General features: G+C 72.3%; 18 protein-coding genes. 10 read left to right on the top strand and 8 right to left on the bottom strand.

The genetic code is table 11. The annotated features are described in order from the left end of the window. Nucleotides 1-92 precede the first annotated feature (92 nt). On the bottom strand, nucleotides 93-575 hold the full coding sequence (locus tag AB0B58_RS11890; protein ID WP_360221665.1) for a hypothetical protein: 483 nt from the start codon (nucleotides 573-575) through the stop codon (nucleotides 93-95). Nucleotides 576-742: 167 nt separating this feature from the next. Then, nucleotides 743-2,263, bottom strand: coding sequence for a serine/threonine-protein kinase (locus AB0B58_RS11885; protein WP_360221662.1), 1,521 nt, complete (start codon nucleotides 2,261-2,263; stop codon nucleotides 743-745). 89 nt (nucleotides 2,264-2,352) lie between these two features. On the opposite strand from AB0B58_RS11885, the gene AB0B58_RS11880 reads away from it, so the two are divergent. The 4 genes from AB0B58_RS11880 (at nucleotide 2,353) to AB0B58_RS11865 (ending at nucleotide 6,546) form a co-directional block, all read left to right on the top strand. Further along, a complete protein-coding gene (locus AB0B58_RS11880; RefSeq protein WP_360221659.1) occupies nucleotides 2,353-2,946 on the top strand; it encodes a sigma-70 family RNA polymerase sigma factor in 594 nt (197 codons plus the stop codon). Between the two features lie 554 nt (nucleotides 2,947-3,500). Next, on the top strand, nucleotides 3,501-4,736 hold the full coding sequence (locus AB0B58_RS11875) for a hypothetical protein (protein ID WP_360221656.1): 1,236 nt from the start codon (nucleotides 3,501-3,503) through the stop codon (nucleotides 4,734-4,736). 661 nt (nucleotides 4,737-5,397) lie between these two features. After that, nucleotides 5,398-5,637 carry a hypothetical protein gene (locus AB0B58_RS11870; protein ID WP_360221653.1) on the top strand — a complete coding sequence of 80 codons (240 nt, stop codon included), beginning with the start codon at nucleotides 5,398-5,400 and terminating at the stop codon, nucleotides 5,635-5,637. 6 nt (nucleotides 5,638-5,643) lie between these two features. Further along, nucleotides 5,644-6,546 (top strand): hypothetical protein, encoded by a 903-nt coding sequence (locus AB0B58_RS11865; protein WP_360221650.1) that lies wholly within the window; start codon nucleotides 5,644-5,646, stop codon nucleotides 6,544-6,546. 131 nt (nucleotides 6,547-6,677) lie between these two features. On the opposite strand, the gene AB0B58_RS11860 is transcribed toward AB0B58_RS11865, so the two are convergent. From AB0B58_RS11860 to AB0B58_RS11850, 3 genes are all read right to left on the bottom strand, one after another. Then, a complete protein-coding gene (locus AB0B58_RS11860) occupies nucleotides 6,678-12,212 on the bottom strand; it encodes a peroxidase family protein (RefSeq protein WP_360221647.1) in 5,535 nt (1,844 codons plus the stop codon). A 150-nt stretch (nucleotides 12,213-12,362) separates the two neighbouring features. Next, nucleotides 12,363-13,139 (bottom strand): hypothetical protein, encoded by a 777-nt coding sequence (locus AB0B58_RS11855; RefSeq protein WP_360221644.1) that lies wholly within the window; start codon nucleotides 13,137-13,139, stop codon nucleotides 12,363-12,365. Further along, nucleotides 13,139-14,809: a multicopper oxidase domain-containing protein gene (locus AB0B58_RS11850; protein ID WP_360221641.1), complete on the bottom strand. Its 1,671-nt coding sequence runs from the start codon at nucleotides 14,807-14,809 to the stop codon at nucleotides 13,139-13,141. The genes AB0B58_RS11855 and AB0B58_RS11850 overlap by 1 nt, the downstream gene beginning before the upstream one ends. A gap of 202 nt (nucleotides 14,810-15,011) precedes the next feature. On the opposite strand from AB0B58_RS11850, the gene AB0B58_RS11845 reads away from it, so the two are divergent. Continuing rightward, nucleotides 15,012-16,727, top strand: coding sequence for a BTAD domain-containing putative transcriptional regulator (locus AB0B58_RS11845; protein WP_360221638.1), 1,716 nt, complete (start codon nucleotides 15,012-15,014; stop codon nucleotides 16,725-16,727). Nucleotides 16,728-16,764: 37 nt separating this feature from the next. Here the strand turns inward: AB0B58_RS11845 and AB0B58_RS11840 are convergent, their stop codons facing one another. Beyond that, the gene (locus tag AB0B58_RS11840) at nucleotides 16,765-18,885 is read right to left on the bottom strand and encodes a PKD domain-containing protein (RefSeq protein WP_360221635.1); all 2,121 of its coding nucleotides are present in this window, start codon (nucleotides 18,883-18,885) and stop codon (nucleotides 16,765-16,767) included. 80 nt (nucleotides 18,886-18,965) lie between these two features. Next, nucleotides 18,966-19,505 carry a hypothetical protein gene (locus AB0B58_RS11835; protein ID WP_360221632.1) on the bottom strand — a complete coding sequence of 180 codons (540 nt, stop codon included), beginning with the start codon at nucleotides 19,503-19,505 and terminating at the stop codon, nucleotides 18,966-18,968. 100 nt (nucleotides 19,506-19,605) lie between these two features. Between AB0B58_RS11835 and AB0B58_RS11830 the strand changes: the two genes are divergently transcribed. The 3 genes from AB0B58_RS11830 (at nucleotide 19,606) to AB0B58_RS11820 (ending at nucleotide 22,217) form a co-directional block, all read left to right on the top strand. Beyond that, entirely contained in the window at nucleotides 19,606-20,289 is a 684-nt protein-coding gene (locus AB0B58_RS11830) for a response regulator transcription factor (protein ID WP_360221629.1), read from the top strand. Further along, nucleotides 20,286-21,554 carry a HAMP domain-containing sensor histidine kinase gene (locus AB0B58_RS11825; RefSeq protein WP_360221626.1) on the top strand — a complete coding sequence of 423 codons (1,269 nt, stop codon included), beginning with the start codon at nucleotides 20,286-20,288 and terminating at the stop codon, nucleotides 21,552-21,554. Before AB0B58_RS11830 ends, AB0B58_RS11825 begins: the two co-directional genes overlap by 4 nt. A gap of 78 nt (nucleotides 21,555-21,632) precedes the next feature. Beyond that, on the top strand, nucleotides 21,633-22,217 hold the full coding sequence (locus tag AB0B58_RS11820; protein WP_360221623.1) for a PepSY domain-containing protein: 585 nt from the start codon (nucleotides 21,633-21,635) through the stop codon (nucleotides 22,215-22,217). Between the two features lie 86 nt (nucleotides 22,218-22,303). On the opposite strand, the gene AB0B58_RS11815 is transcribed toward AB0B58_RS11820, so the two are convergent. Then, nucleotides 22,304-24,577 carry a glycoside hydrolase family 9 protein gene (locus AB0B58_RS11815; protein WP_360221620.1) on the bottom strand — a complete coding sequence of 758 codons (2,274 nt, stop codon included), beginning with the start codon at nucleotides 24,575-24,577 and terminating at the stop codon, nucleotides 22,304-22,306. Nucleotides 24,578-24,801: 224 nt separating this feature from the next. On the opposite strand from AB0B58_RS11815, the gene AB0B58_RS11810 reads away from it, so the two are divergent. Both AB0B58_RS11810 and AB0B58_RS11805 read left to right on the top strand, forming a co-directional pair. Beyond that, complete coding sequence (locus AB0B58_RS11810; protein ID WP_360221617.1) at nucleotides 24,802-25,551, top strand: GH12 family glycosyl hydrolase domain-containing protein; 750 nt, start codon at nucleotides 24,802-24,804, stop codon at nucleotides 25,549-25,551. Nucleotides 25,552-25,701: 150 nt separating this feature from the next. Beyond that, on the top strand, nucleotides 25,702-26,871 hold the full coding sequence (locus AB0B58_RS11805; protein ID WP_360221614.1) for a substrate-binding domain-containing protein: 1,170 nt from the start codon (nucleotides 25,702-25,704) through the stop codon (nucleotides 26,869-26,871). The last annotated feature ends 94 nt before the right edge of the window (nucleotides 26,872-26,965 follow it).

Genomic DNA, 26,965 nt, shown 5'->3' with positions numbered 1-26,965 from the left:
AAGCCGTGCGATCGGCCCGGTCGGATGCCCGGACGGGTGCATGCCGGGTGGCCCGGCCGTCACGGCCGGGCCACCGGTCTGCGCCCGCCGTCTCAGGTGCCGACCGTGACGACCCCGGTGTAGCCGCTGCTGTTGGCGCCGGCGAAGGTCGTTCCGTTGACCACCGCGCCGTTGCCGAAGCTGCTGAGCCAGCGGAAGGTGAGCCGCCGCGTCGAGGTGTCCAGCCGGCCGCTGATCTCCGCGTACGCGCTGCCGGTCGAATAGGTCGCGGAACGGCTCGCCGAGAATCGCACGACATCGCCGTCGATGGTGTAGGACCCGGACATCGGATACAGATCGTCCCGCACGTCGGTGGTGTGGAAAACGAACTGGCCTCCGCCGAACTGCCATTGTGCGTTGCGCACGCGCTGTGCGGCCCGGCTCTTCCAGGACGGGTTGCCGGCGATCTGGTTGAGCTCGATGACCTGGCTGGTCCGGAGCGTCAGGGCGGCGCGTGCCGCGGCGGGTGCGGCGCCCGCGACGAGGAGGGTCGCGGCACCGAGCAGGGCGACGATCAGGGTGCGGAACGCTTTCATTGGGGCCTCATTCCGGCTGAAGAATGGATTTGCTTGACCCATTCAAAGACCCGATTCGAGGTGCTGTCAATCGCCAGGAATGCGTTCGGGTGTTTATTGAATCACGGTGAAACTATTCTGGCTCCGCGTCACTCCTACCAGGAATAGGCCGCACCGGCCGGAGGCGTTCACCACTTGCCGTGCAGGGTGACCGTGTCGAGCATGTGCTGCCAGACGGCGTCGTCCGCGGCACCCACCAGCTTCACCTCGACGGCGAGCAGGTAGCGGTGGTCGCCGGGCCAGAGATAGGCGTACCGCCAGCGGGCACCGTTGTTGCACACCCACGTGCCGGTCCGGCCGCTGAGCCGCAGCCGGTCCACGGCGAACGGGCCGGTGTTCTCGGCGGTGCAGCCGCTCGGCCCGAACACCTTCGCCAGCGAGTCCGGGCTGAACCGTCCCTCCCGGACCACCCGGCTGGAGGCCCCGGCGAAGGCGCCCGGCATCGCGGCCTCGGAGAACCAGTCGTTGACGTTCGGCGCGGCGTTGAGGCCCGGCCCGACGTTCACCTCCCGGAAGAACGGGTCGAGCCCCGGATGCCAGCCGTTGCCGACGTGCTGCGTCCAGGTCCGGGGTACCTCCAGGGACAGCCGCCGGCTGTCGTCGTAGATCCGCTGATAGGCCACCGGGGTGACCACGCCGGCCGACGGGACGGCCCGCAGGGGCGGGCGGGCGGGTGCCCGGGTGGCGAGGTGCACGCCGGCGGCGGCCGCCAGCAGCGTCGTCGCGGCCGCGGCGGCGAGCGCGGCCCGGCGGCGGCGCGGCGCCGACCGCCCGGCGCGCGCCGGGCGCACCGCGACCCCGGAGTCGCGGGCGTGCGCCTCATCGAGGACCCGGAGCCAGCTGAGCGCGGACGGCTGCCGGGACGCCGGTGCGGGCGCGAGCCCGGCGATGATCACGTCGCGGACGGCCGGGCCGGCCGGGCTGTCGTGCAGCCGTTGCACCGAGTCCGACACCGGCGCGGGTGGCTCCCCGACCAGCAACCTGAAGAGCAGGGCGCTGCAGGCGTACACGTCGGCGGCCTGGCTCACCGCGGCCGCCGCGGCCTGTTCGGGCGGCATGTAGCCGGGGGTGCCGACGGCGATGCTGTAGCCGGTCGCGCCACGGCTGAGGTCCTTGGCCAGCCCGAAGTCACCGAGCGCGAGCCGCTCACCGGGGCGTATCACCGGTTCGGCACCCTCGACGTCGACGTCCTCGCCGGACCGGGCGGTGAAGAGCAGGATGTTGCCGGGTTTGATGTCGCGGTGCACGACCCCGGCCTCGTGCACCCGGCTGAGCGCCAGCGCGACCTGCCGGGCCGCGGCGATGGCCGCGCCGAGCGACACGGTCTCGCCCGCCTCGGCCAGGGCGTCGAGCCGGTCCTGCAGGGTACCCAGGTCGGCGTGCTCCATCACGAAGTACGGGCGCCCGTCCGGCAGCTGCCCGATGTCGTAGATCCGGACCAGCCGGCGGCTCTCCAGCCGGCGCAGCAGCCGGGCCTCGTCCAGGAACCGCTCCCGCACGTCGGCGTCGAGGTTCCAGCGCGGCGCCAGCACCTTGATCGCGACCCGGCTCTCCAGCTCCTCGTCGACGGCCAGAAACACCGTCGAGAATGAGCCTTCACCCAAAGGGCTGACAATTCTGTATCGGTCGATCCGGTCGGTATCCTGCACAGTGGCCCGCCATTTCTTCGGGACAGCTGTCGTGGGACAGCGTTCTGCACATTCTTATATCATCGTCGAAGAGATCGGGAGCGCACACCGTGACCGCACCGGCGCCTTCGGAGTTCGATTCCGGCGACGTCGAGGAATGGGCCGTCGCGGCCGCCGCCGGTTCGCAGCCGGCCCTGCGGCGGCTGCTGGCGGCGATCAGCGCCGACCGGATGGCGCACCCGGCGCTGCGCCGCGTGCTTGTCGATCCGGCCGATGTGGAGGACGCCGCGCAGGAGACACTCATCGCGGTGAGCCGCGGCATCGGCACGTTCGCCGGCCGGGCCCGTTTCACGACGTGGCTGTACCAGGTCGCCAGGAACACCGCCCTGGAGGTGCTGCGGCGCAAGGACCGCGGCGGCATCCCGACGGACGAGCTGCCGGACCCGGGCCTGCGCGCCGGCGAACTGCGCCGGATGAGCTCGATGGCGGCCACCCGGCTGGATGTCGAGAACGCGATGCGGCTGCTGCCGGGCCGCTACCGCGAGGCGTTGCGGCTGCGGGAATGGGAGCAACGGTCGTACGAGGAGATCGCCACGGAATTGGATCTCCCGCTGAACACCGTCCGCACCCACATCAACCGCGGCCGCCGGTTGCTGGCCATTTACCTGACGACCGCTCCCCCGCGCGGAGACGACCGATCATGAGTTCGTCAACCTACCGGGGGCGGCTTTCCACCTCCACCGTCAAGGTGTGCCGTGCAGCGTGCGGCCCGGATTTCCGGCATCCTCCTTTCGGGTGACACGGAGACCGGTCCGCCGGGGGCAGCACCCGTCGCCGGTGAGGGGCATGAGTATTCGGTGGTGCTTACCGCGGATAACGGACTCGTCAAGATTCTTGTCACATTGGGCGGTCGACTCCGCATGATCAAATGGCGAATTGTCGGACCGCCGACATTTAACAGAGCCTTGAGCTGCCACGACACCGTTGGATGATTGTCGGCGCGGCCGATTCCGATGTCCGTCGGGCAAAAAGTCGAAACAACAACGTCCATCTTTTTCCGTGTGTCGCAGGAATTGATCTTCATGCCGTTTCACAATAAGTCGACCACATGACGCCGTGCCGTTCCCCCTCTTCACCACCGGCGTCGCCACAGCGATGCCGCAAGGTTGGAGAGTTCATGAGCGCCGACGCCCCGGCCTCCGGCGTGCCGGTTTCCCGACGGGGCAGAGGCGCGCCGACCCGCCCCGTGGTGCAGCGTATGGGTGGGAACGCGGACTCCGATGTGGTCGAGCTGGCCGCGCGCGTACTGGCCCTGGTCCGCCGGAGGTTCGAGGCGCGACCGTGGGCCCAGCTGGTGGCGCAGCTGAGCCCGCAGGAGCGGGATGCCCTCGGCGGCGGTGAGCCCCGGCAGCTGAGCAGTCGATTGTCGGCGCAGTTCGGCGCCAAGGCCCGACGTGGCCCGAACGGGGTCACGATCCAGGTGGTGCTGCGGCACTGCCTGCACAGCCTCGACGAGGACCAGCGCGCGCAGAGCCGAGCGGAGATCCTCGAGCTGTTCCGCCGCGTACGCGGCCCGGACGCGGCCCTGTCGGCACCGCCGGCGCCGGCGCCGCCGCGGCCGCGCGCCGGCGGTCTCGGCGTGCAGGTGCAGCAGCTGCGCGGTGAGAACGAGACGCTCGTCGCCGAGAACCGGCAGTTGAGGCAGGCCAACGTCGAGTTGCTGGCCGAGCTCGGAGCGGCACAGGCACGGATCGAGGCGTTGGAGATGCGCCTCTCCGCGCTCACCGCGCCCCCGGCGCAGCCGCCGCCGCGGACGACCGGCGCCGGCAACCCGCACGACGGCGGCCCGCAGCTGGTGCGCCCGTATACGCGCGCACACGAGCAGCGGACCACCGAGACGCCGACGGAGGAGCTGGGGCCGGACGAGCCTCCCCCGGTCTGGGGTGTTCCCGGCGCGAGGGGTCCGGTCTTCGAGGACCGGGGCATCGAGGCGCCGCCCGGGTCGGTGCTGCCGAACGCGCACCGGGCGGCGAACACCTCGCGGAGCTTCCTGCCGCTGCGCAGCTTCCCGAACCCGCCGGATTCGGAGCCCGTCGCGCTGACAACGGCGCCGGTCCGGGTTCCCCGCCCGCGGGTCGTCGGACGGGCGGCGGTGTCCGCCGAGGTCAGGATGCCCGCGCCGCGTGCGGTACCCACCGGCACCGCGGTCTGGGGCACCGTCTCGGCGCCGGCGTTCCTGCTGCCGGCACCCGCCGAGGCCGTGCCGGCCCGGGTGGACGAGGCGGACGCGGACGAGCAGGAGGCCCGCAGGCGGGCCCGCGCGGCGGCGACCCGCCTGGTCGCCGGGCTGTGTCAATCGTGGGTGGACGAGTGGGCGGATCTGCCGATCGAGCGTCTGCCGCCCGAGACGAGAGGCTTCGCGCAGCTGCCGGTGCTCGTCGTCGCCTTCGCCCTGGCCGCGCTCATCACGACCGTCCCGACGCTGCTCGGCTGACATCGGCGGCCGACAAGCCGGCCCGACAAATGCGCCGGCGCACGCACCCGGGATTGTCGGGCGACCGCCGGCGCCGCCGACGAAGGCCCATCACCCCAGCGCACGATGGGGGCGCAGGAGCCTTCCGGCAGAACCGGAAGGCCCCTGGCGCAAGCGTCTCTTTCGCGGAGAGACGCTCTCCAACCATTCATCCCGTCGGCTTGTCGGCGAACCGATCGTCACCGGCGGGCCACCGGCGATGACGTCGGCGGCCCGGTTCGGGCTCTGCTCCATGGAAACCTGTCGGGTGGGGTGCAGGCAACGGCTGTACGGACCCTTCTGGTTGGCTGCGACGACGGTGACCAACTCCCGATTGGTCCGTTGGTCGGCGCAGACCCGGGGACCAACGCCCCGCGGCGGCATTTGTCGGCGATATTTGTCGGCCAGCCCCTTGGTCACGATTCTGATTGACCAATGGATTTGCCACTCCTCGCCCTTTCTGTGAATGGCTTGACAGTGCCAGACTCATGGCCGGGTTTTCTGGCGAGTCGCCGAGACGTTCGCGGCGCTCGGGCCGACGCAGTCGCCAGGACTCCCATTCCAACCATTTGTTCCGGAGGGAGGGCGGTCCCGGCACGTCCGCGGGACCCCCTTCCGCCAAACAGGTTCGAAGGGAACTGCCATGTCCGACGGTGACATCCCCGGCCCGGGCCCCCGCCGCAGGCGGGGCCAGGTCGTGGTCCTGATCGTCATCCTGCTGCTGGCGATGCTCTACTCGCTGGCCCTGCTGTGGCTCGACGTGTCGCCCGAACTCACCATCGCCGTGCTCGGCGCGGTCGCGGCGGTGACCGTGCGGCTGTGCCGATCCCTCACCAGCGGCCCCGACCGGGGCCGCAACCCCAAGACCCCGGAAGGCCGGTGACCGCGAATGGCACGCCCCGAGGCACCGATCCCCGAGCACCGACCCATGAAGGCCCTCGCCGAGCACCTGCGACAGCTGCGCCAGGCCGCCGGCTCACCCAGCTACCGCACCCTGGGCCGGCTCGTACACCTCGAGCAGCAGTCGCTGTCACAGACCGCCAACGGCAGGCGCGTCGGCTGGGGCCGGGTCCTGCACTACATAGACGCGCTGCGCCGGCACAACCCGGAGGCGGTCAGCCTCGGCGACATCGCCACCCTCAAGCAGCTCTACGACGCCTGCGAACGGCAGTTCCAGCTCACCACCCACCGCGGCATCCGGCACCGGCAGAGCACCGCACTGTGGGAAGAGATCGACTCGGTCAACGCGCTGTCCTCCCGCACCACCGCGCGGCACCGCGCCGGCCGCTGGGACACCACCCCCGGAATCACCGACGTCCGACAGCTCAACACCGCCCGCGACCGCACCGACCTCTACCACTGCCTCACCGACATCGCGGCCGGCCACGGCCTCGACCTGAAGAATCCCGCCCGGTCCCGGCCCACCCGACCGGCACCGGCCGCCTTCTCCTGGTTCGGCACCACCCCCGCCGAGCCGGCCCCGGCACCCGCCATCCCGCAGGTGCGGCACCCCGACGACCTGACCCTGCCGCTCCTGCTCCAGATCGTGCGACTCTGCGGCGGCACCGACGGCGACGACAGCGCGTGGCACTCCACCTGGGAACGCATCCACCGCGCCGCGCCCAAGGACCCCGTCGGCCCGGCCGACGGCGATCCCGAACCCGCCACCGGCAACCCGCCGGCGACAACGCCGATCATCACCCAACGCTTCCCTCAGGGATCCCCGGTGTGGCGCTGGCCCGGCAACGCCCTGCGCCGGCCCGCCGCACTGGGCTACGGCCTTCCCATGTAGGCGGGCCGGTCGAGGCGGCACGGTCACTCCGCGGCGGCCGATCAGGTGCGGTTACGGCGATTGCGGTACTCGGCGACGAAGCGGGCTGGAAGGGCATCCACCCCTCCAGCCCGCTTGCGACGCGAGACCCCCTAGCGCGGGGTCGTGGTGATCGACCGGGCGGCGCCGGCGCCGGCCGCGTTGACCGCCCGTACGGTGCAGCGGTAGCGGGTACCCGCACGCACGCCGGGGCCGGCGGTGAACGTCCGGGCGCGGGTCGCACCCGAGGTGGTGACCACGATGGGCGCGCCGTGCGCGGTGCCGTCGGCCTTCAGCCGCTGCCAGGTGATCCGGTACGCGGTGACCGGTGCCCCACCCGTCGCCGACGGCGCATTCCACCGCAGGGTGGCGGTGAGCCGGCCGCCGGTCGCGCCCTTGGCGGCGGTCAGCGTCCGTGGGGCGCCGGCCACCGTCCGCGGCCGGACCGTCGCCGAGGCCGCCGACAGCGCGCCGGCGCCGACCTCGTTCACGGCCCGGACCTTGAAGCGGTAGGACGTCCCGTTGGCCAGACCGGTGACGGTCAGGGCGGAGACGGTGGCCGCCGCGGACCGGATCCTGCCCACCTGGGCGCCGTTCGAGCCGAGGACCTGGACCTCGAAGCGGGTGATCGGCGCGCCGCCCTGATCGGCCGGCGCGGTCCACCGCACGATCGCCAGCCCGTTGCCCGCCGACGCCGCGCGGATCGTCGGCTCACCCGGCACGGTCCGGGTGACCGGCTGCTCGCCGGGGTTCTGGGTGACGGGCGGCTCGCCCGGGTTCTGGGTGACCGGCGGCGTCGGCTCACCGGGATCGGCCGGGCCCTCGGAGGCGGGTGCCACCGTGACCGCGTTGGAGATCGCCGAGAACTCGCTGGCCCCGGCGGCGTTCACCGCGCGCACCCAGAACACGTACGACTGGCCCGGCACCAGGGTGCCGAAGGTGAGCTCGGAGGCGTCCGGCCCGGCGACGTCCACGTCGAGCACGATGCCGGTCTCGGCGTCGAGCGCCTGCACCTCGTACCCGTAGATCGCGGTGCCGCCGTCGGCGGCCGGCGCCGTCCACCGGACGAGCGCGGTTCCGTTGCCGGCCGTCGCCGCGCCGATGGTCGGCGCGCCCGGGGCGACCGGCGTGACCGGCTTGGTGGACACGCCGGGGGTCGGCTCGGCCGGCGGGGTCGTGGGCGTGCCGGGGTCGGTCGGCGGGGTCGTGGTGCCCGGGCCGGGCGCCGGCGTCGTGGGCGTCACCGGGCCGGGGCCCTCCTCCTCCCCCGGCTCCGGCCCATCCTCGCCGGGTTCGGTCCCCTCGCCGTCGTCGGCCGGGGTGGGGGTGACGGGGTCGGACGGGCCGACGAACTCGCCCGGGCCCTCCGCGGTGACGGCGCGGACCCGGAAGGTCACCGGCACGCCGTTGGTGAGGCCGGTGACGACCAGGCTCGTCGCGGTGGCGGGCGCGTCGATCAGCCGGGGCGTGGTGCCGTCGTTGACCTCGATCTGGTGTCCGGTGACGGTCGCTCCCGACGTGTCCTCGGGCAGCGTCCAGACGACCGTGGCCTTGGCGTCACCGGCGAAGGCGGAGACGCCCGCGTACGCGGTCGGCGCGGTGACCTCGACGGTCTGGTCGGCGAACGCCAGCAGCTCGACGTTGCGCAGGGTGTCGGTCCCGTCGGGCCCGGACACGATCAGGGCGTCGCCGACCGGGGTGACGGCGTACTGGTCGCGGAAGCCCGCGAAGACCGCGGTGTCCTGGCCGGCGGACGGTGCGGTCAGGATCTCCCGGACCACGACGATGTCGCGCGGGTTGACCCTGCCCGCGAACACGTCCGCCTGAAGCTGCGACATGCCGGTCGCCGCGCGCAGCTCCTTGCCGTCGGCGTCACGGACGCTGAGCCGGACGCTGAGGTAGCGGTCGCCGTCGATGATGTCGTCGCCGCCGCGGCCCTCGATGGTGTCGTTGCCGGCACCGCCGAGCAGGATGTTGCCCTCTCCCCAAACGTTGCCGCGCAGGTCGCAGGGGCGGCCGGTCTGGTTGCCGACGGCGGAGGCCGCGGTCGGCAGGTTGGTGACGATCCGGTCCAGCCCCGCGATCCGGGCGATGCCCGCGGCGTCGAGGGCGTCGCAGCCCAGGAAGCCGCCACCGGCCACGGTGGACGGGATCACGTCGTCGCCGCGCAGGGTGTCGTCGTGTGCGCCGCCGGAGAGCGCCTCGACCTCGTTGTACCGGTCCCGGACGCCCGTGGCGAGGATGTCCAGCGGTAGCAGCGGCAGGTCCAGGTCGGAGTCCATCGGCTGATCGTCGCCGCCCTGCTCCGGGCGGGCCGCGACGGACCAGTCGAAGCCAGAGCCGCCGGCGTTCTTCTCGAGGCCCGGGCCCTGGACGCCGATGTCGTCGCCGCCCTCCATGTCGTAGTCGTCGTCGCCGCCCTGGCCGATCAGCACGTCGTGGCCGGGCTTGTTGGCGTCGTCCAGGAAGAACAGGTTGCCGCTGTCGCCCTGCAGCAGGTCGGGCGAGTCGCCGCCCTCCGCCCAGTCGTCGCCGGCGTCGCCCCAGAGGGCGTCCTCGCCGTCGCCCGCGTTGAGCACGTCGTCGCCCTCGCCGCCGAACGTCTGGTTGGCGTTGGCGCCGCCGTTGGTGAAGTCCTTGCCGTCGCCGCCCAGCACGATGTCCAGGCCGGGGCCGGAGTCGATCGCGTCGTTGCCGGGGCCGCCTTTGGTGATGTCGTCGCCGCCGAGATCGGTGAGGACGTCGTCGCCCTCGCCGCCGAGCGCGATGTCGTTGCCCGCGCCGCCCTCGACGACGTCGTCGCCCTCGCCGCCCCAGACGGTGTCGTTGTCGTTGCCGGCGGCGACCCGGTCGCGGTCGTCGGTTCCGGCGTAGACGGACTGCGCGTTGAGGCCCGGCTTGTCGACGGTGTTGCGGGCCCGGTACCTGATCGTCCCGTCCGGCATGCGGATCAGCAGTGCCTTCTCGTCGCAGGCGGTGGCGGGGTCGTCGGCGACCTGGTTGCCGTACCGCTCGTATCCGGCGACGGTGCCGGCCAGGTGCGCCAGCTCGAACGCGCAGTCGGTGGTGGCGAACGCGTCGGCGCGCAGGCTGTGCGCGCCGGTGGTGCGCCCGATCAGCTCCGCGAACGAGTTGCCCTCCAGCTGGCTGCGCAGGTTCATGCCCGGCGTACGGGCCAGGTAGTAGAGCCGGTCGCCGTTCTGCAGGCGGGTGAGCTGGTTCTCGAAGACGTAGTTGAAGGTGCTGCCGAGCAGGCCACCGAACGGGTCGGTGGTCTCGGCGAGCCCGCCGATCCACAGGTCGACGGCGTCCAGCCCGGAGTTGGCGGCGGTCCACGCGCCGGTGGCGTTCATGAACGCGGCCGCGTCGGCCGGTGGCTCGTCGCCGGTCTGCGGGTCGACGATCGCGCGGGCCGCGGCCCGCTTGGCCTCGACCGTGGTGGCCGCGGCGATCGCCGGGTGCCGGCCGTACGCGGCGACGAAGTTGACAAGCGACTCGGGGTGCTTGAGGTGCTCACCGAGGTCGACCCAGCTGGTGTACGGGGCGAGCTGGCCGTCGTTGGTCCGCTCGTGCAGGGTGCGCCGGAAGACGTTCAGGGACGGCACGCCCTCGGAGCGGCCCCGGGCGATGTTGATCGCCGCCAGGTCCATCGGCAGGCCGAGCAGGTTGTTGCGCAGCGTGTCGGTCATGAACTCGTCGAGCTCGTTGCCGACCTGGGCGGACATGCCCCGGACGATCTGACCGGCCGCCTGCTCGGGCGTCAGCGTCCCGCCGTCGGTGTACGCGGGCGGGTTGAGGAACCCGTCGAGCAGCGACATCGAGGCGTCCGAGCCGTCCTCGCGGGTCCGGGCGACGGTCTCGTTGAGCATCGAGTGGCCGAAACGGTAGACGGCGTGCGCGAACTCGGCGTACACGGCCGGGTTCAACTCGGTCTGGGTGAACGCGAACGGCTGGAACGGGTTGATCCCCGGCTGGATCTTGCGGGCGAACTCCTCGAAGACCAGGTGCTGGTACTCCATCTCGTTGATGAACCGGGCGGCCTGGAAGATCCGCTCGCCGTTCCAGGCGTCGCCGATCCGCCACTCGGCCAGCGCGGAGCCGTCCTCGGTGAGCACCCGCTCGATGTCGCCGACGAGCCGGTTGTGCTCGGCGTGGAAGATGTCGTGCACCGCGGTGAGGCCGATGTTCTCGTTGACCCGGCCGTCGCCCGCGATGTAGTGCGCGGCGAGCATCTCGTCGTCGTAGGTGCCGGCGGGCTGCTTGGTGAAGTCGGCGCCGGCGGTGTCGTCGTCGTCCGGGCGGGGCGCGACCGGCGGGGTGGCCGGGTTGTGGTCGGTGTCGACCGGGCTCGGGTCGGCGTGGTGCGCGATGTCGGTCAGGAACGGCGTGTCGAAGTGCAGCGCGTCGGCGGGCACCCGGACCGGGTGGGCGGTGTCGCCCTCGACCAGGCCGGAGCGGGTCACGTACTGCGGGAGGCCGCGGGCCGGGCCGGGCACGAACCGGCCGTACGGGTCGGCGAGGATCGTCGGCACGTCAAGGGCGTCCGCGTCGGCCAACTCCAGGCCGAGCAGGTCGCGGGCCTGATTCCTGGTGTCCGCCCAGGTGGGCAGGCCGCCGAGCGGGCCGGACAGCAGGTTGCCGGTGGTCACCGGGCGGCCCTGCGGGTCGTTCGCGTACTCGCGCAGGAAGACCTGGTGTGCCGCGTGCGAGCTGTAGGCCTGCGAGTTGTCGACGTACGGGGTGTCGGTGTTCACCGCGTCCTGCACGTCGTCCGCGGTGCCCAGCCTGCCGTCGGGGCCGGGCTGGTTGGCGGCGCGGGTGAGCACCATGAACCGCATCGAGGGCGGCACGTACCGGGCGTCGCCGGGCTTCGGGTCGTCGGCGTTGCCGGCGATCCGGTCCGGCCCGGCGATCAGCGGGTCGTCGGCCTTGAGCGGCACGATCACGGTGCCGCCGCCCTTGACGGTCTGGTCGATGCCGTGGTCGAAGAACTGCCCGAAGAGCGTGAACCACGAGTTGTACGGCGCGGACAGCCCGACGTCGGTGGTGACGTTCGGGATGAACAGGGTGCCGTCCTCGGTCGCCGGCGTGGTGGCGCCGCCCTGCGACCGGACCGGGCTGCCGGACGCCGCGACGGCGGCCGGGTTGTTCGCGGTCTGGTCGGCGATCAGGTTGCTGATCAGGCGGGGCTGCGAGTCGACGACGGTGTTGTTCGCGCGCTTGTCGGCGTAGGTGGTCGGCATGGCCGGGCTGCCCGGGCCGAACATGTTCGCCGGCGCGCTCTCCGCGGCGTGGAAGTCCTTACCGGCCAGCCGGGGGAAGGTCTGGTCGGCGGCGCCGAACCTCTCCTGCCCGGCGGTGAGGTTGGTGCAGGTGCCGTCGACCGTGCGCAGGCCGCGCGACAGCAGCGGGCTGGACAGCTGGTCCGGGCCGGTGCCGAGCAGGGCGCCGCAGGGTCCGGTCGCGCTTGTGGTGTTCGCGACGTGCGCCTCGGCGATCTTGATCTGCTTGAGGATGTAGGCCAGGTCGGCGGGGGTGACGGTGAACCCCTGGCCGATCGGCCCGGCGACGGCCGGGGTGGCCACCAGGACGGTGCCGAGCAGGGTGGTGAGCAGGGCGCTCACGGTGGTGCGAAGCGGGAGCCTCATGACGCGTTCTCCGGGGGAGTCAGGGGAAAAGCGTTGAATTCGCACATCTTGGGCATCGGTGCTGTGGTCGGCCTCCCGTCCGGCTGGGGTCACGCTGAAGGGCCGCCCCCGATGCCGGGGACGGCCCTTCAGAAGACACAGATGCGCAGGTCAGCCGTGGTGGTGGCCCGCCTTTGGCGTCAGGTCGGGAATGCCGTGTGACAGATCCTCGCCGGGCCCGGGCAGGCTCGCCGCGACCGCCACCCGGTCGGCCGGCACGCGCGCGGAGCGACCCAGCGCCTGCCGTACGGCCTCGACCTGGCCGTCGCTGATGATCGCCCCGAAGTACCGGATGGTCAGCCCGGAGCGCTGCACCGTGGTGCGGTAGCGGTTCAGCGAGTCGGACAGAATGCCCTCCGAGTCGACTACCGCCGAGACATCGGCCGGCATGACACCGGGCGCCGGGACGACCGCGAACGTCAGGTCGTGCACCAGCACCGGCTGCACCAGGTAGAACGCCACGCTTGCGGGCTGGTGGTCGCGCATGAACGCCTCGGCGTCCGGCACGGAGACACCCTCGTCCAGCACGAGCGTCTGCTCCGGCACCAGGTACTCGAGCAGTTCCGGGCTGAACACCGCGAACGTCGCGTCGGTCAGCGTGCCGACCCGGGCCCGCTGCGCCGCCGCGCGCAGCTCACGGGCGATCTGCCCGCGATCGGCGCCCTTGGCCGGGTGGATCGCGATGGCCGCGCGCCGGCGCACCATCGGCCCGTCGAAGGTCGTGGTGGCCAGCTCGTCCCCGGCGTCGTCGGTGACCGGGCCGGAGACGGCCTGCGCCGGCGCCGGGTCCGCGAGCCAGCCGCCTCGGGCCGCGGCGACCGCGCCGCACAGCACCAGGACGAGCACCAGGCACCACCGCAGGGCGGTGCCCCGCCTGCCGCGCTCCATCAGGTGCCCAGCGGGTAGCTCGGCGCGTACACCACCGGCTGCTCCGGCTCGGTGTCGCCGTACGCGGCGTCGGACTTGATCGGGTCGTTGGCGTTGATGTCACCGACCGCGAACTGGATCATCATGTCGTTGTCCTCGTGGATGAGGTTGTGGCAGTGCACCATGTAGCGGCCGCCGGCGTTGCCGCCGCCGGTGGTGAACTGCATCAATACGCTGACCGTCTCGTTCTCGCCGAGGTAGAAGACGTCCTTGCCGCCGCCCTCCCAGGCATACGCCTGGCGGTTGGGGGTGTTGTTGCGGCCGATGATCTTTCCGTCGATGAGGTGGATGTGCAGCGGGTGGAACCAGCCACCCGACTCGTTGACCAGGTCCCAGATCTCGACGTCGTAGGGCTTCGGCTTGGCGAACACCCGCTGGAAGCCGGTCTTCTCGACGTCGTCCCAGGTCTCGCCGTTGACGGTCCAGATGCCGTGCTTGCGCTCCAGGCGCATGCTGCGCCGGGCCGTCGCCATGTCGGGCGTCAGCCGGTTGACGTCGATCGCGCCCAGGTTCGCGAACGGCTGCGGCCCGAGATCGAGCGTCTTGGGGATCACGTACGGGTCGGGCGCGGCGGTGTCCGCGACCACCTCGAACTGCATCACCTTGCCGGTGTTGCCGTAGTCCTCGTTGTTCTTGTTGCTGAGGTTCTTCAGCTCGATCTTGGTGCCGGGCTTGTACTTCCGGAAGTCGATCAGCACCTCGTAGCGCTCGGCGGGCGCATGCCGCCAGGATGACACGGCGTTGACCTTCGGGGTCATCCCGCCGTCGGTCGCGACGACGTGCACCGGCTCGCCGTTGCCGAGCGTGAACCGGTACGAGCGGGAGATGCTGGAGACCAGGAACCGGAACCGGTAGACGCGGGGCTTCACCCGCATCTTGGGCCACGGCACGCCGTTGACCAGGATCACGTCGCCCATGAAGCCGGCGTTGTCCTCGCCGTCGAACTTCACCGAGCCGTCGGACTTGAACGCCATGTCGCTGACGACCACGGGGACGTCGAACTCGCCCTGCGGCAGCTGTGCGCGCTCGTACGGGTCGCTCAGGTGGTACATCGCGGCCAGCCCGACGAACGCGTTCTTGGCCGTGGTGCGGTGGTTGTGGTCGTGGTACCACATCGTGCGGGCCTGCTGCCAGTTCGGGTAGCGGTAGGTCTTGGCGTGCCCGGGCCGGGTGTGGTCGTTCGCGTACCCGTCGTACTGCGGCAGCGAGGCCGAGCCGTGCAGGTGGGTCACCGTGCTGAACTCGCCTTTGTACAGCGGATGCGCGCCCAGCGCGTTCGCGATCCGGACCTCGGCACGGGTGCCCTGCGGCACCTTGATCGTCGGGCCGGGGAAGATCCCGTTGTAACCCGCGATCTTGGTGGTCAGGCCGGGGAGGATGCTTGCCTGGCCGATCTTCTGGGTGAGCCGGTAACGGTGGAACGGGCCCTTGTCGTCGACGCCCTGCTCGGTCGGCATGAGCACCGGCGGGCGGCGGAACATGTTCGTGTACGGCGTCGGTGTGTTCTTCGCCGCGAGCGAGCTCGAGGCGGCAACCACTTCACCGCCGGCACCGGCCACGATCAGCCCGCCACCACCGATCGCCAGCGCGCCCTTGAGCAGACCGCGCCGAGTCACCATTCCGTCTGTCATCCGTACTCTCCGTGTCCGCCGTGCCAGGTCTGCGCACGCTAGCGGCGGGTGCTGAGGGAGCCCGGTGGAAATCCTGTGGCCGCCCGGGGCCCGGTCCCGCTCGCCCCGCGGCCGGACCTCAGCCGGGCCCGGCGAAATCCTCAGGACCCCTCGGCAGCCGCCGATCTCGGGCGCAGTGCATGCTTCGGAGGAGGCCGTTCAGATGCGGGTCACGGTGTTGGGACCGCTCATGGTGACCGACGGCGGCGGCATCGTGCTGCCCGCCGGGGAGCTGCCCCGCCGCGCCCGGCAGGTGCTCGCGGTCCTGGCCGCCCGGCACGACCGCATCCAGTCGAAGGACGCCCTCGCCGACGCGGTCTGGGGCACCGAGCTGCCCGGCAATCACGTCGCCACGCTGGAGCACTACGTGTCGATGATCCGGCGGCGCCTGCAGCCCGCCGGCAACGTGGCGTCGTGGTTCATCGTCACCCGCGGCGGCGGATACCTGTTCGACACCGGCCGCGCCGGGCTCGACCTGGCCGAGCTGCGCGAGCAGATCCGCAGCCTGGACGCCCTCGCGCCGGACGGCCCCGAACGCCTCGCCGTGCACTCCTCGATCCTCGCCCTGGCCCGCCAGCTGCCCTTCCCGGAGGACCCGTACGCCGAGTGGGCCGAGTCGGCCCGCACCGAGGTGCAGCTCGCCACCGTGGACGCGCTCCTGGCGCTGGCCGCCGCCGCGCTGCCGGACGATCCCGCGCGGTCGCTGCGCCTGGCTCAGGAGGCGATCGGGCTGAGCCCGTTCCTCGAGTCCGGCTACCAGGCCGCGATGATGGCGGCGGTCGCCATGGACCGGCCGGACCAGGCGCTGCGCATCTTCGACCGGTGCCGGCGGGTGCTCGAGGAGGAGCTGGGCCTACCGCCCTCGGCCGAACTGATCCGCCTGCAGAGCGCCGCCCTGGCGCACCGGCTCCCAGTGCCCGCCACGGCCGCGCCGGCGCTGGCGGGACCGGATGCCGCCGGGCCGGCGGCCGGCGCCGGGCCGGGCTTCCTCGGCCGCCACCACCAGCTGGAGGTGCTGTTCGAACCGGCCGCGCCGCCGGTGGTGCATGTCGTCGGGCCGGTCGGGGCGGGCAAGTCGGCGTTCCTCGCCGAGCTGGCCCGGCGCGCGCCCGGCCGGGTCGGCATCGGGCACGCCGGCTCGGCCGTGTGCCGGCTCGCCTGGCTGCGCGCCGTCCTGATCGACCTGGGTGCCGGGCCCGAGGCCCTCGCGGCCGTCGACGGTGCCCGCATCGACCAGCCGCTGGGCACCTCCGAGCTGGAGCTGATCGGTACGGCGTTCCACGGCCCCGAGCGGGTGTTCCTGGCCGTGGACGACGCCGCCGACCTCGACAGCGCCAGCGTCGCGGAGCTGGCCTGGCTGAGCCGGCACTGCCCGCGGCTGCGGATCGTGCTCACCTACCGCTACCCGTCCCAGGTCATCGACCGGCCGCTGGCGGCGCTGAACGCCACGACGGTGCTGCGGCTCGGCCCGCTGAGCGCGGACGAGCTGTCAGCGCTGGGCGACGACCGGGTGGTGATGCGCAGCGGCGGGATCCCCGCGCTGGTGGCGGTCGCGACCCGGCCGCAGGAGATCGCCTGCGCGGTCGCCATGCAGATAGCCCGGCAGCGGACCCGGTGGATGCACCGGCCGGCCTGGGAGGTGCTGCGCCTGTGCGCGGTCCTCGGCCCGCTGAGCCCGGCCGACCTGGCCCCGCTCACCGGCCGGCCGGTGCAGGAGGTGCTGACCTCGATCGACGAGCTGGTGCACGCCCATCTGCTGAGCGACGTGCCGGACGGCACGGTGCGGCACCGCAGCTCGCTGATCCGCGACGCCATCCGGGAGCAGGTGTCCGAGGCGTCCAGCGCGCACCTGCGCGAACAGCTGACGGCGGCCCCCTGAACGGGGACCGCCGCCGCTGAACCGCCTTGCGAACCTGTCAGTTGGTCACGTTGACCGCGAAACCGAGCTGTGCGGCGCCGGTCGTCGTGACGAAGCTGACCGTACGCACCGTGCCCGGGTTGGGGCCGGTGACCCGCAGGTCGAACGCCCCGGTGGCGTCAACCGTCACCGGCGCACCGATCGTCCGGCCGGTGAGCGTGCTGCCCAGCACCACGGAGACCCGCTGGCCCGCGAGCAGGCTGCTGGTACCCGAGATCCGCCACTCGTTGTTGCCGGTGCGGTACCGCACCGCGAGTCCGGACAGCGTCTCCGCCTGAGGCCGGATCACGACCCTGCCGACATCGGAGCCGGCCGGGTTGGTGACCGTCAGCTCGAGCACCACGGGGTCGTTGTTGAAGACGTACGAGGCGTTCGGGCCGGGCGCCGCGGGCAGCGCCTGCACCGGGTAGGTGAATGTCGGCTTCGCGATCGTCGTGCTGGACAGCTTGACCGCCGGGCCGGACACCTGCCGCCACGAGTACGACTCGGCGGCGTTCGAGTTGGAGCCGTCCAACGTGACCCCGCGGCCCCGGACCACGGTCTGGTCCGCGCCGGGCTTGGCCTTCGGCAGGGCCGCCGCGATCACGTTGACGGTCACCGACACCGGCACGCTCGGGCCACCGGGCCCGGTCACGGTCAGCGTGAACTTGTACTTGCCCACCTCGGCCGGCACGAACGTCGCCACGGACCCGGTCGGGTTCGACAGCGTGACGTTCGGCCCGGCGGTCTGCGACCAGGTGTACCCGTTGATCTCACCGGCCGAGCCGGTGGCGTCCAGCCGGATCGTCTGCCCGATGATGGCCGGCGATTCGACAATCGCCGCGGCGACCGGGGCCGTCGGCAGGAACACCTGACCGGTGCCGGCCACCGAGGCGGTCGCGGACCCGCCCGCGGCCGAGGTCACCGTGATCACGGCCGGCGGGGCGACGACGTCCTGGAACGGCGCCGAGGTGATCGGGCCGAACCCGATGACCGACAGGGCCGGGTTCGACGTGTGGTCGCTGGAGACGGCGGAGACCGACAGGGTCTGCGCGTCGGAGTCGTACGCGACACCGGTGACCGTCACGACGTCGACCAGCGACCGCGACTTGCGGGTCGTCGGCCGGTCGCTGACGTTCACCACCTCGATCTTCGAGTCCTTCGGCACCGCGGTGGCCGGGAACCGGCCGTAGTAGCGGCCGCCGCTGCCCCGCAGCGCGGTGTTGTGGAAGCCCAGCGCGTCGTTGCCGGCGACCTCGATGACCTGGCCGGGCTCGCTGGTCGCGAACACCTCGACCACGCCGGTGCCGTCCGCGTTCGTCGAGTACGTGGCCTGGTCGATGTCGACGCCCGCGTTGGTCGCGTAGCGGCCCTGGACGCTGAACACGTCCGTGAAGCCCACCTCGGCGAGCACCGAGCCGGTGGCGGGGTCGAGGCGCTCGACGCGCACGAAGTTCGTGTTGTACGGGCTGCCGACGACCTTGTGGTCGACGCCCGGGTTACCGGTGTAGCCGGCGGGCGCGGCGGGCGCCACGTTCGGGTCCCACTTCAGGAACGGCCCGATCCGGCTGCTCAGGACCCCGCCGAAGGCGCCCGGGGCGATGCCGATGTCCTCGGTCATGTTCACGCCCTTGTCACCCGCGACGATGTCGTCGATCCCGTACGGGTGGGTGATGCGGAAACGCTGGCCCTGCGGTGCGTCGAAGCGGATCCGGACCCGGCCGAAGACGATCTGGTCCCCGTCGATCGGCTCCTCCCGGGCGAACGCCGCCTCGACGTTCATCCCGATCGTCGCCCGGGCGCCGCCAGTCAGCCCGAAGTCGGCGCCGGCGAGCTGGTAGAAGGACTCGCCGGGGAAGTTGTCCGGGAACGACACCGGCTCGTCGGGGTTGGGCATCTCGTCGGCGGGCCCCGCGCAGAGCAGATCGCCCGGGTCGGTGCACAACTCCAGCCGGACGTTGTTGCTGTCGCGGTACCAGGCCGGGAAACCGTGCTCGGCGATCGGGCCGACCTGCACGAGATTGCCAGTCCGCCCGGTAGTCGGCTGCACGACCACCGCGGCGGCGGTGCCGGCCAGCGGCGCCACCACCGCCACGATCACGCCCAGCGTGACCGGCAGGCGAGCCAGTGTCTTCTTCATGGCACTCCTAAAGCTGTTTCTGGAGTCGTCAACGTAGGAACGTGGTCTGTGGCGCGACTGTGGTCCGGCTGAGGCAGCGTTCAGTCGGACCGCTCGGCCAGGACCGGCCGGTCGCCGGCACAGCTGATCCGGACCTTGACCCGGTCGTGGTCGTCCACGGTTCCCCGGAACTCCCCCTCCGCCTGCACGCGCGGGCCCTCGTCACGCTCGTGCACGGCGAACCCGGCCAGCGGCGACATCGCGACGATCTCGGCACGCCGGTCCCCGCACCGGGCGACCACCGTGCCGCCCCGGGTACGGAACGAGCGGAGCCCCACGGACGGCGCCGGGCCGCTGCCCGCGGACGCGGACGCCGACGCAGGTGGCGCGGAGGCCGTGGTCGGTGCGGGTTCCGGGTCGGTGCCGGCGGTGGGCCCGGCGGACGCCGGGGCCCCGGCGGACGTGGGGGTGGTCGTCGCGTGCGCCGCCAGCTCGCGGTCGATCTCCGCCTGCGAGCGCGGGCGCCCCGCCTCGGAGGTGAGGCCGTCACCGATCACCCGGACCGCGGCCAGCCCGATGAGCACGGCCAGCACGGCCGCGCCGATCCAGCCGGCGGTGCCGAGCAGCGTTCGTCGCGTCATCCGGGCGACTATGCCCGCCCGCAGGTTAAGGCCGGGCCCGGCAAGCGCTAAGGGAGGGTTAAGCCGCTGGTCACGGGCGCATCCGGGTTACGGTGCGGTGATGGCCCACCTGCTGCTGATCGAGGACGACTCGGCGATCCGTACCCACCTGCTGCGGGCGCTGCGCGAGCGGGGTCACGCGGTGGCGGCGTCGCACACCGCGATGCACGGGCTGCAGACCGCCCTGGCCGAGCGGCCCGATCTGGTCGTGCTCGACCTCGGCCTGCCCGACCTCGACGGCGGCGAACTGCTGCGCATGCTGCGGGCGGTTAGCGCGGTGCCGGTGATCGTGGCGACCGCCCGCGACGACGACGAGGAGATCGTCCGGGTGCTGGACGCGGGCGCCGACGACTACATGGTCAAGCCGTTCACGGCCGCGCAGCTGGACGCCCGGGTGCGTGCGGTGCTACGCCGTGGCGGCGAGGACCGGCCGGAGCAGGCCGCGATCGTCGTCGGCGGGCTGCGCATCGACGCCGGCGCCCGGACGGCCTCGCTGGACGGCGCGCAGCTCGACCTCACGCCGCGCGAGTTCGACCTGCTGCACCACCTGGCGGCCCGCGCGGGGCAGGTGGTGACGAAGCGTGAGCTGCTGGCCGAGGTCTGGCAGGTGCCGTACGGCGGCGCCGACAAGACGGTCGACGTGCACCTGTCCTGGCTGCGCCGCAAGCTCGGCGAGACCGCGCAGACGCCGCGCTATCTGCACACCGTGCGGGGGGTGGGCGTGCGGCTGAGTGAGCCGGCATGAGGCGCCGCCTCACCCTGCTCGTCGCCGCCACCACCGGCCTCGTGCTGCTGGCCTTCCTGGTGCCGCTGGCGCTGCTCGTGCGGCAGGTCGCCGCGGACCGCGCGGTGAGCCGCGCCGACAACGTGGTCCGCGCCATCGTGCCGCTGGTGGGCACGAGCGACTCCAGTGAGCTGGAGCTGTCGTTGAACGGGGCGTCGGTGCCGGTGACGGTCTACCTGCCGGACGGGCGGGTGCTCGGCGCGCCGGCGCCGCCCACGGCGGCGGTGCGGCTGGCGGGCGCGGCCGGGCAGTCGTACACGGTGGACGGCGCGGCCGGACGGGAGATCGTCGTACCGGTGGTCACCGCGCAGGGCACGGCGGTGGTGCGCACGGTGGTGCCGCGCGCGGAGCTGACCCGTGGTGTGGCCCAGGCGTGGCTCGTGCTCGCCGGGCTCGGCGTCGCGCTGGTGCTGCTGGGGCTGCTGATCGCGGACCGGTTCGCCCGGGCGCTGGTCGCCCCGATCGCGGACCTGTCGGCGGTCTCGCACCGCCTGGCGCGGGCGGAGCTGTCGGCGCGGGCCTCCCCCGCAGGGCCGCCGGAGGTGCGGGAGGTGGCCGGCGCCCTCAACCACCTGGCCGGGCGCATCCAGGACCTGTTGCGGCAGGAGCGTGAGCAGGTCGCGGACCTGTCGCACCGGTTGCGAACCCCGCTCACGGCGCTGCGGCTGGAGGCGGAGACGCTGCGCGACCCGGACGACGCGGCGCGGCTCGCGGCCGCGGCGGACGCGATCGAACGGGCCGTCACGGCGGTCATCCGCGAGTCCCGCCGCCGCGGCGCGACGCGCCCCCGTACCGGCTGCGACGCCACGGCCGTGGTGGCCGAGCGGGTCGCCTTCTGGTCCGTGCTGGCCGAGGACACGGACCGTGGGGTACGCCGTGAGCTGCCCGCCGCGCCGCTGCCGGTGGCCGTCGCCGCCGACGACCTCGCCGCGGCGCTCGACGCCCTGCTGGGCAACGTCTTCGCGCACACCCCGGACGGCACGGACTTCGCCGTTTCGCTGACCGCGCGGCCCGGCGGCGGCGTCCTGACCGTCTCGGACTCCGGGCCGGGTTTCGCGTCGTCGGCGCCGCGCCGCGGGGTCTCCGGCTCGGGCTCGACCGGCCTGGGCCTGGACATCGCCCGGCAGGCCGCCGAGACCGCCGGCGGGTCGATGCGGGTGGAGGCCGGACGCGACGGCGGCGCCCGGGTGGTGCTGGAACTGGCCGGGCCCTTAACCGGGGCTTAGAGGTCGCACAGCGTGCCGCTAAGCCCCGGTAGGCGACTGTGCATTCGTTCGACAGTCACCAGCACCGGAGGTTCAACGATGATCAGGCTTCGCACCGTCTCCACCCTCGCCGCCGGCGTGGCCGCCGCGCTCGCCCTCGGCGGCACCGCGCTCGCCGCCGGCGGCGACGAACCGACACCCAGCGCATCGCCCGACGACCGCGGCGGCGCCGTGGAGATGCTGCCGAATGGCGACCCGGTGCCGACCGGCTCGGCGGACGACGACGCCGCCCCCGCGGCCCCGGCACCCGCCGCCACCACGCCCCCGGCCGCGTCGCCGCGGGCGGTCACCATCGACGCCGCCCGCACGATCGCGCTGCGGGCCGCCGGCGGCGGCCGGGTCACCGGCATCGAGTCCGAGACCGAGCACGGCCGCGCGGTCTGGGACGTCGACGTCGTGACCGACGGCGTGCGGCACGACATCGACGTCGACCGGGCGACGGGTGCGGTGCTGCGGCACCGCGTCAAGACGTCGGGCGGGGCGGCGACCCGCTCGTCCGCCGACGACCGCCGCGGGCGCGGCTCCGACGACAACGGCACGGACGACCACGGCCGCGGCGGACACGGCAGCGACGACAACGGCACGGACGACCACGGCCGCGGCGGACACGGCTCCGACGACTGAGCCGAGTTCGCAGGGGTCACCCGCGCCGGCGGTGCCCCGTGGGTTTTCGGTGCCCCAGCCGGTGCCGAAACCCACCTCGGGGCCGGTCAGCCGTTCTTCTGGTCGGCGAGGAAGGACGACACCCAGGACAGGCCCGAGTTCCAGTTGACCGCTATCTCGTTCGTCGAGTAGGCGTTGATGTCGTCCAGGTAGCAGAACTGTGCGACGCAGCCGGCGAGCCTCACCCCGGACAGCGGATCCTGCAGGCCGGAGTTCGGGCCGCCGGCGACGGTGCCGGCCGGCGGGTGCGGCAGGCTCGGGTCGAGTTGATGCGCGTACATCCGGGTGTGCTGGTTCCGCGCGTAGACAGTGCCGTAGCCGGTGACGTACGAGATGTTCAGCGCGTTGCGGCCGAACAGGAAGTCCGCAGCGGTGAGCACCGCCTCCCGGTACCTGGACCGGCCGGTCAGGTCGTACGCGGTGCCGATCACCACCATGTTGTTGAGGATCGCGCCGTTCGAGCCCCATGCCCACCTGTCGTCCGCCGGCGCGTACGGCTGCCCGTAGGCCTGGTCGAGCTGCAATGCGATAAGCGCGTCGGCGGCCGCGACCACCGAGGCGCGGACGGCCCGCCGCCGGGGCAGGTCGCTGTCGACGGTGGCCAGGTCGAGCCGGCCCAGCGCCGCGGTCGAACCCCAGTGGAAGCCGTCCGGGTCGAAGACGTCCGCGGTGTGCAGCGGCGAGCCGAGCACGTCCGCGCGGTAGGCCCGCTCGCCGGTGGTGAGGTACAGCTCCGCCGCGGCCCAGTAGAACTCGTCGGCCGCGTCGCCGTCGGCGTACGCACCGCCACCGGTGCCGTCGGCGTTCGAGGCGTACAGCGCCGGGTTGGCCTCGGCGGCGGCGTACGCGGTGCGGGCCGCGGTCAGCAGCCGGCCGGCGTACGCCCTGTCGAAGCGCCGGAACAGCCTGGCGCCCTGCGCCGCGGCGGCGGCCAGGTTGAGCGTCGCGGCGGTCGACGGCCGGTGGAGGGCGCGGGCCTTCGCGTCCGCCGCGGGTGCGAGCGGCAGCCCGGTCCAGGTGGTGTCGCTGATCTTGTGGTACGCCATCCCGGCCAGCGGCCGGCCGCCCGGCACCTGCATCCTCAACAGGAAGTCGAGCTCCCAGCGTGCCTCGTCGAGGATGTCCGGCACGTTGTTGCCGCGCTCGGGAACCCGCAGCGTCCCGTCCCGCAGCGCCCGCCGGTCGGTGCCGCCGGCGATCCGGTTGCGCTCGTACTCCGACATCAGTTGAGCGACCGCGATCCCGCCGTTGACGACGTACTTGCCGTGGTCGCCGGCGTCGTACCAGCCGCCGGTGACGTCGCGGGTGAAGCCGGCCGGGCAGGTCCAGTGGTCCGCGAACACCGCCGGCGGCAGGCACGGCACGGCGTCGTCGCCCTGGTTCGGCGCGACGCCGACGTGGCCGGCGGCGCGCGCGTAGCCCGGCGCGACGGTGTCGAGGATCGGGGTGCCGCTGCGCTGGGTGTAGAAGAACGTCTTGCTGTCGACGCGCAGCGCCCGGTACGCGGCGCCGGAGATCGGGAACGGATGGCTGGTCGCGCCGTCCGCGGTGAGGGTGTACCCGGAGCCGCCGCGGCGGTATGACGAGAAGTCGAGCGTGTGCACGTTCTGGCCGGAGGTCGGGTCGACGCCGCGCGCCGTACTCCAGCCGCTGCGCACGACCTTGCCGGCGGCGTCGTTCAGGGCCCAGGGCACCGCCGTGGTCGCGGTCGTGACCAGGGTGGCCGCCTTCGGCCCGTACGGAAGATAGCCGACCTGGTTGACGCGCATCCGCGGTCCGGTGTCGGGCTCGTACGGCGGGACCGGATCGCCGCCCCTGAGGCTGACGTTGTCGATGCAGAAGGTGAAGTCGGGCTTGCCGCCGAACTGGAATGCCAGCTGGCCGTCGGCGAAGTCGCCCTTGCCGGTGCCGGTCAATGTGTACGTGGTCATCCCGGGCGTCATGGTCCTGGCGCCGCCGAGCACAGTGGAGTAGCCGCCGGAGTTCTGCTGGAACACCACGGTCACCGGCACCGTGGCGGTGCCGCGGGCATCGAACGTCAGGGTGTAGGTCGCCCCGTTCTGGATCCGCAGGTAGGGCAGGGCCAGCATCGAGTCCCACGGGTTGATCGAGCCCGTGCCGGTGTCGACACAGGCCTGCCCGTCGACGGCGCGCAGCTTGCCGCTCGCGGTGCCGTACGCCACCCACGGCGCGGCCGTCGTGTCGAAGGTGCCGTTGGTGACCTGGTCGAACTCTCCGTCGGCCCGCGCCGTGCCCGGGTGCGCGTTGACGATCAGCGCCAGAGCGGCCAGCACCGCCGCGGTGTCCTGAGATCGAAGCACGCACGTATTCGAAGGCGCCGGACGGCCGTCGCACAATGCGCGGTTCTCGATCGATCCGAATCGAGCAGATTCGATCACATGGCATGCGCGTCAGAGGTCCATGCAGGACAGCTGATCGGGTTTGATCGAATGTGATCGATTGTAACCGCCCTGTAGTCGTGCGTTAAAACCCCGTCTACTCATTGATGTCGATGTCACTTTCCCTGTCCGGAAAGGACCCATCGATGAGAAGACAGCGAATTCGGCTGCTGCCACTGGTCCTGTCGCTGGCGTTGGCCGGCGGCGCCGCGGCGGCGTGGTCGACGACGGCGAACGCCGCCACCGGACCGATCTGTTCCCGATTCGGTTCGACCGTGCAGGGCGACTACTACGTACAGAACAACGTCTGGGGCTCCACCGCCACCCAGTGCATCAACGTGACCGGCAACGGCTTCCAGATCACCCGCCAGGACGGCGTCAACGCGTCCGGTCCGGTGTCCTACCCCTCGATCTTCCTCGGCTGTCACTACACGCTGTGCAGCCCGGGCCTGCGTACGCCGCGGCGGATCAGCGGAATCGGCAGCGCCCGGAGCAGCATCAGCTACACGTTCGCCAACGCCAAGTACGCCGCGGCCTACGACATCTGGCTGGATCCCACGCCGAGGACCAACGGCGTCAACCAGCAGGAGATCATGATCTGGTTCAACAGGTCGGCGACACCGCAACCCATCGGCTCGGTCACCGGTACGGCGTCCGTCGGCGGTCGCAGCTGGCAGGTCTGGACCGGGAGCAACGGCTCGAACAACGTGATCTCGTACGTCTCGGCGTCGGCGATCTCGAGCTGGAGCTTCGACGTCAAGGCGTTCCTGAACGACTCGATCGCCCGAGGGCACGGATCCAGCAGCTGGTACCTCACCAGCATCCAGGCGGGATTCGAGCCCTGGGCCGGCGGCATCGGCCTGACCGTCAACTCGTTCTCGGCGTCGGTGACCTGAACGCCGGTCCCAATCTCCATAGGACCGAGCGGGCGCAATCTCTCCCGGTGAGGGCTACAGTCCAGCCATGCCCGATCCGGTTCGATAACCATCGATCACCGGCCGGGCAGGCATCGGAAAGGACACGACGAGCGGCCGGGGCGGTGCCACATGCCGACACCACGAGCGTTCAACACGCAACGCCGCGAGCGCCTGATGACCGAGCTCCGGCAGCACGGCGCGGTCCGGGTCGTCGAGCTCGCCGAACTGCTCCAGGTCAGCCAGATCACCGTGCGGCGCGACATCGCCGCGCTGGCGCAGGCGAGGCTGCTCACGAAGGTGCACGGCGGGGCCGTGCTGCCGACGCAGCTCGCACCGGAGCACCGGCGGGCCCGCCGGCCGGCCATCAGGTTCACCCTCGGCATGGTCGTACCGACACTGGACTTCTTCTGGCCGCCGGTCGTCGCGGGCGCGCGCACCGCGGCGGCCGTGCTGGGTGTCGAACTGCGGCTGCGTGGTTCGAGCTACGACGCCGGCGAGGACCGTCGTCAGATCACCCGGCTGCTCGAATCCGAACGGATCTCGGGCCTGCTCCTCGCCCCGAACCTGGACGCCGAGAACGGCGAGGAGATGCTCGCCTGGATCGGGGCGCTGCCGGTGCCCTGCGTCATGATGGAACGCCAGACGCCGTCGGCGCGGCTCGATTCCGTCGAGGAGGCGGAACGGATTCCGCCGGGGCGGCCGGGCTGCTCCGCCGCGCCGCTGGAATGGGTACGCAGTGATCACGATGCCGGGGTCGAGACCGCGCTGCGCCACCTGGTACGTCAGGGCAACCGCCGGATCGGCCTGGTCCTGACGCCGATCAGCCCAAACGCCGACCACATCGCCCGGGGCTTCGCGCGGGCGTGTCTGCGCCTCGACCTCGCCGACGACCTGGTGTTCCGTGCGTCGGTACGTCCGGACATACCCGACCACCGCCTTCACCTCGCCGCCATCCTGCGCCGCTGCCGGCGGGCCGGTGCCACGGCGCTGGTGGTGCACAGCGACCCGGACGCCATCTCGCTGGTCCGATTCTGCGCCGAAGAGGGCATCGCGGTCCCCGGTGACCTGGCCGTCGTCTCGTACGACGACGAGATCGCGCAGCTGGGCGAGCCCCCGCTGACCGCGATCCGCCCGGCGAAGGGCCACCTCGGCCGGATGGCGGTCGAGCTGCTCGTCTCCCGGCTGATCGAGGGCTCTCGCCGGCCGGCACACCGCCTGCTGGTCGTCCCCGAACTCGTCGTCCGGAACTCGTCGGTACGGCCCACCCGGCTCTGGATCGATCGTCGCCCCTTCGGGTGACCGGACTGTCAGGTAACCGAACGACGCATTGTCCACACCGCGCGTAAGCACCAGGGTGGACACACCACCGGGGGAACTCGCCGCTGCGGAGAGC

Source organism: Actinoplanes sp. NPDC049118 (genome assembly GCF_040648555.1).
In the GTDB taxonomy this organism is placed as follows: Bacteria; Actinomycetota; Actinomycetes; order Mycobacteriales; family Micromonosporaceae; genus Actinoplanes.
Note: the sequence above shows the minus strand (reverse complement) of the source record. Positions and strands in the feature narration are given on the sequence as shown.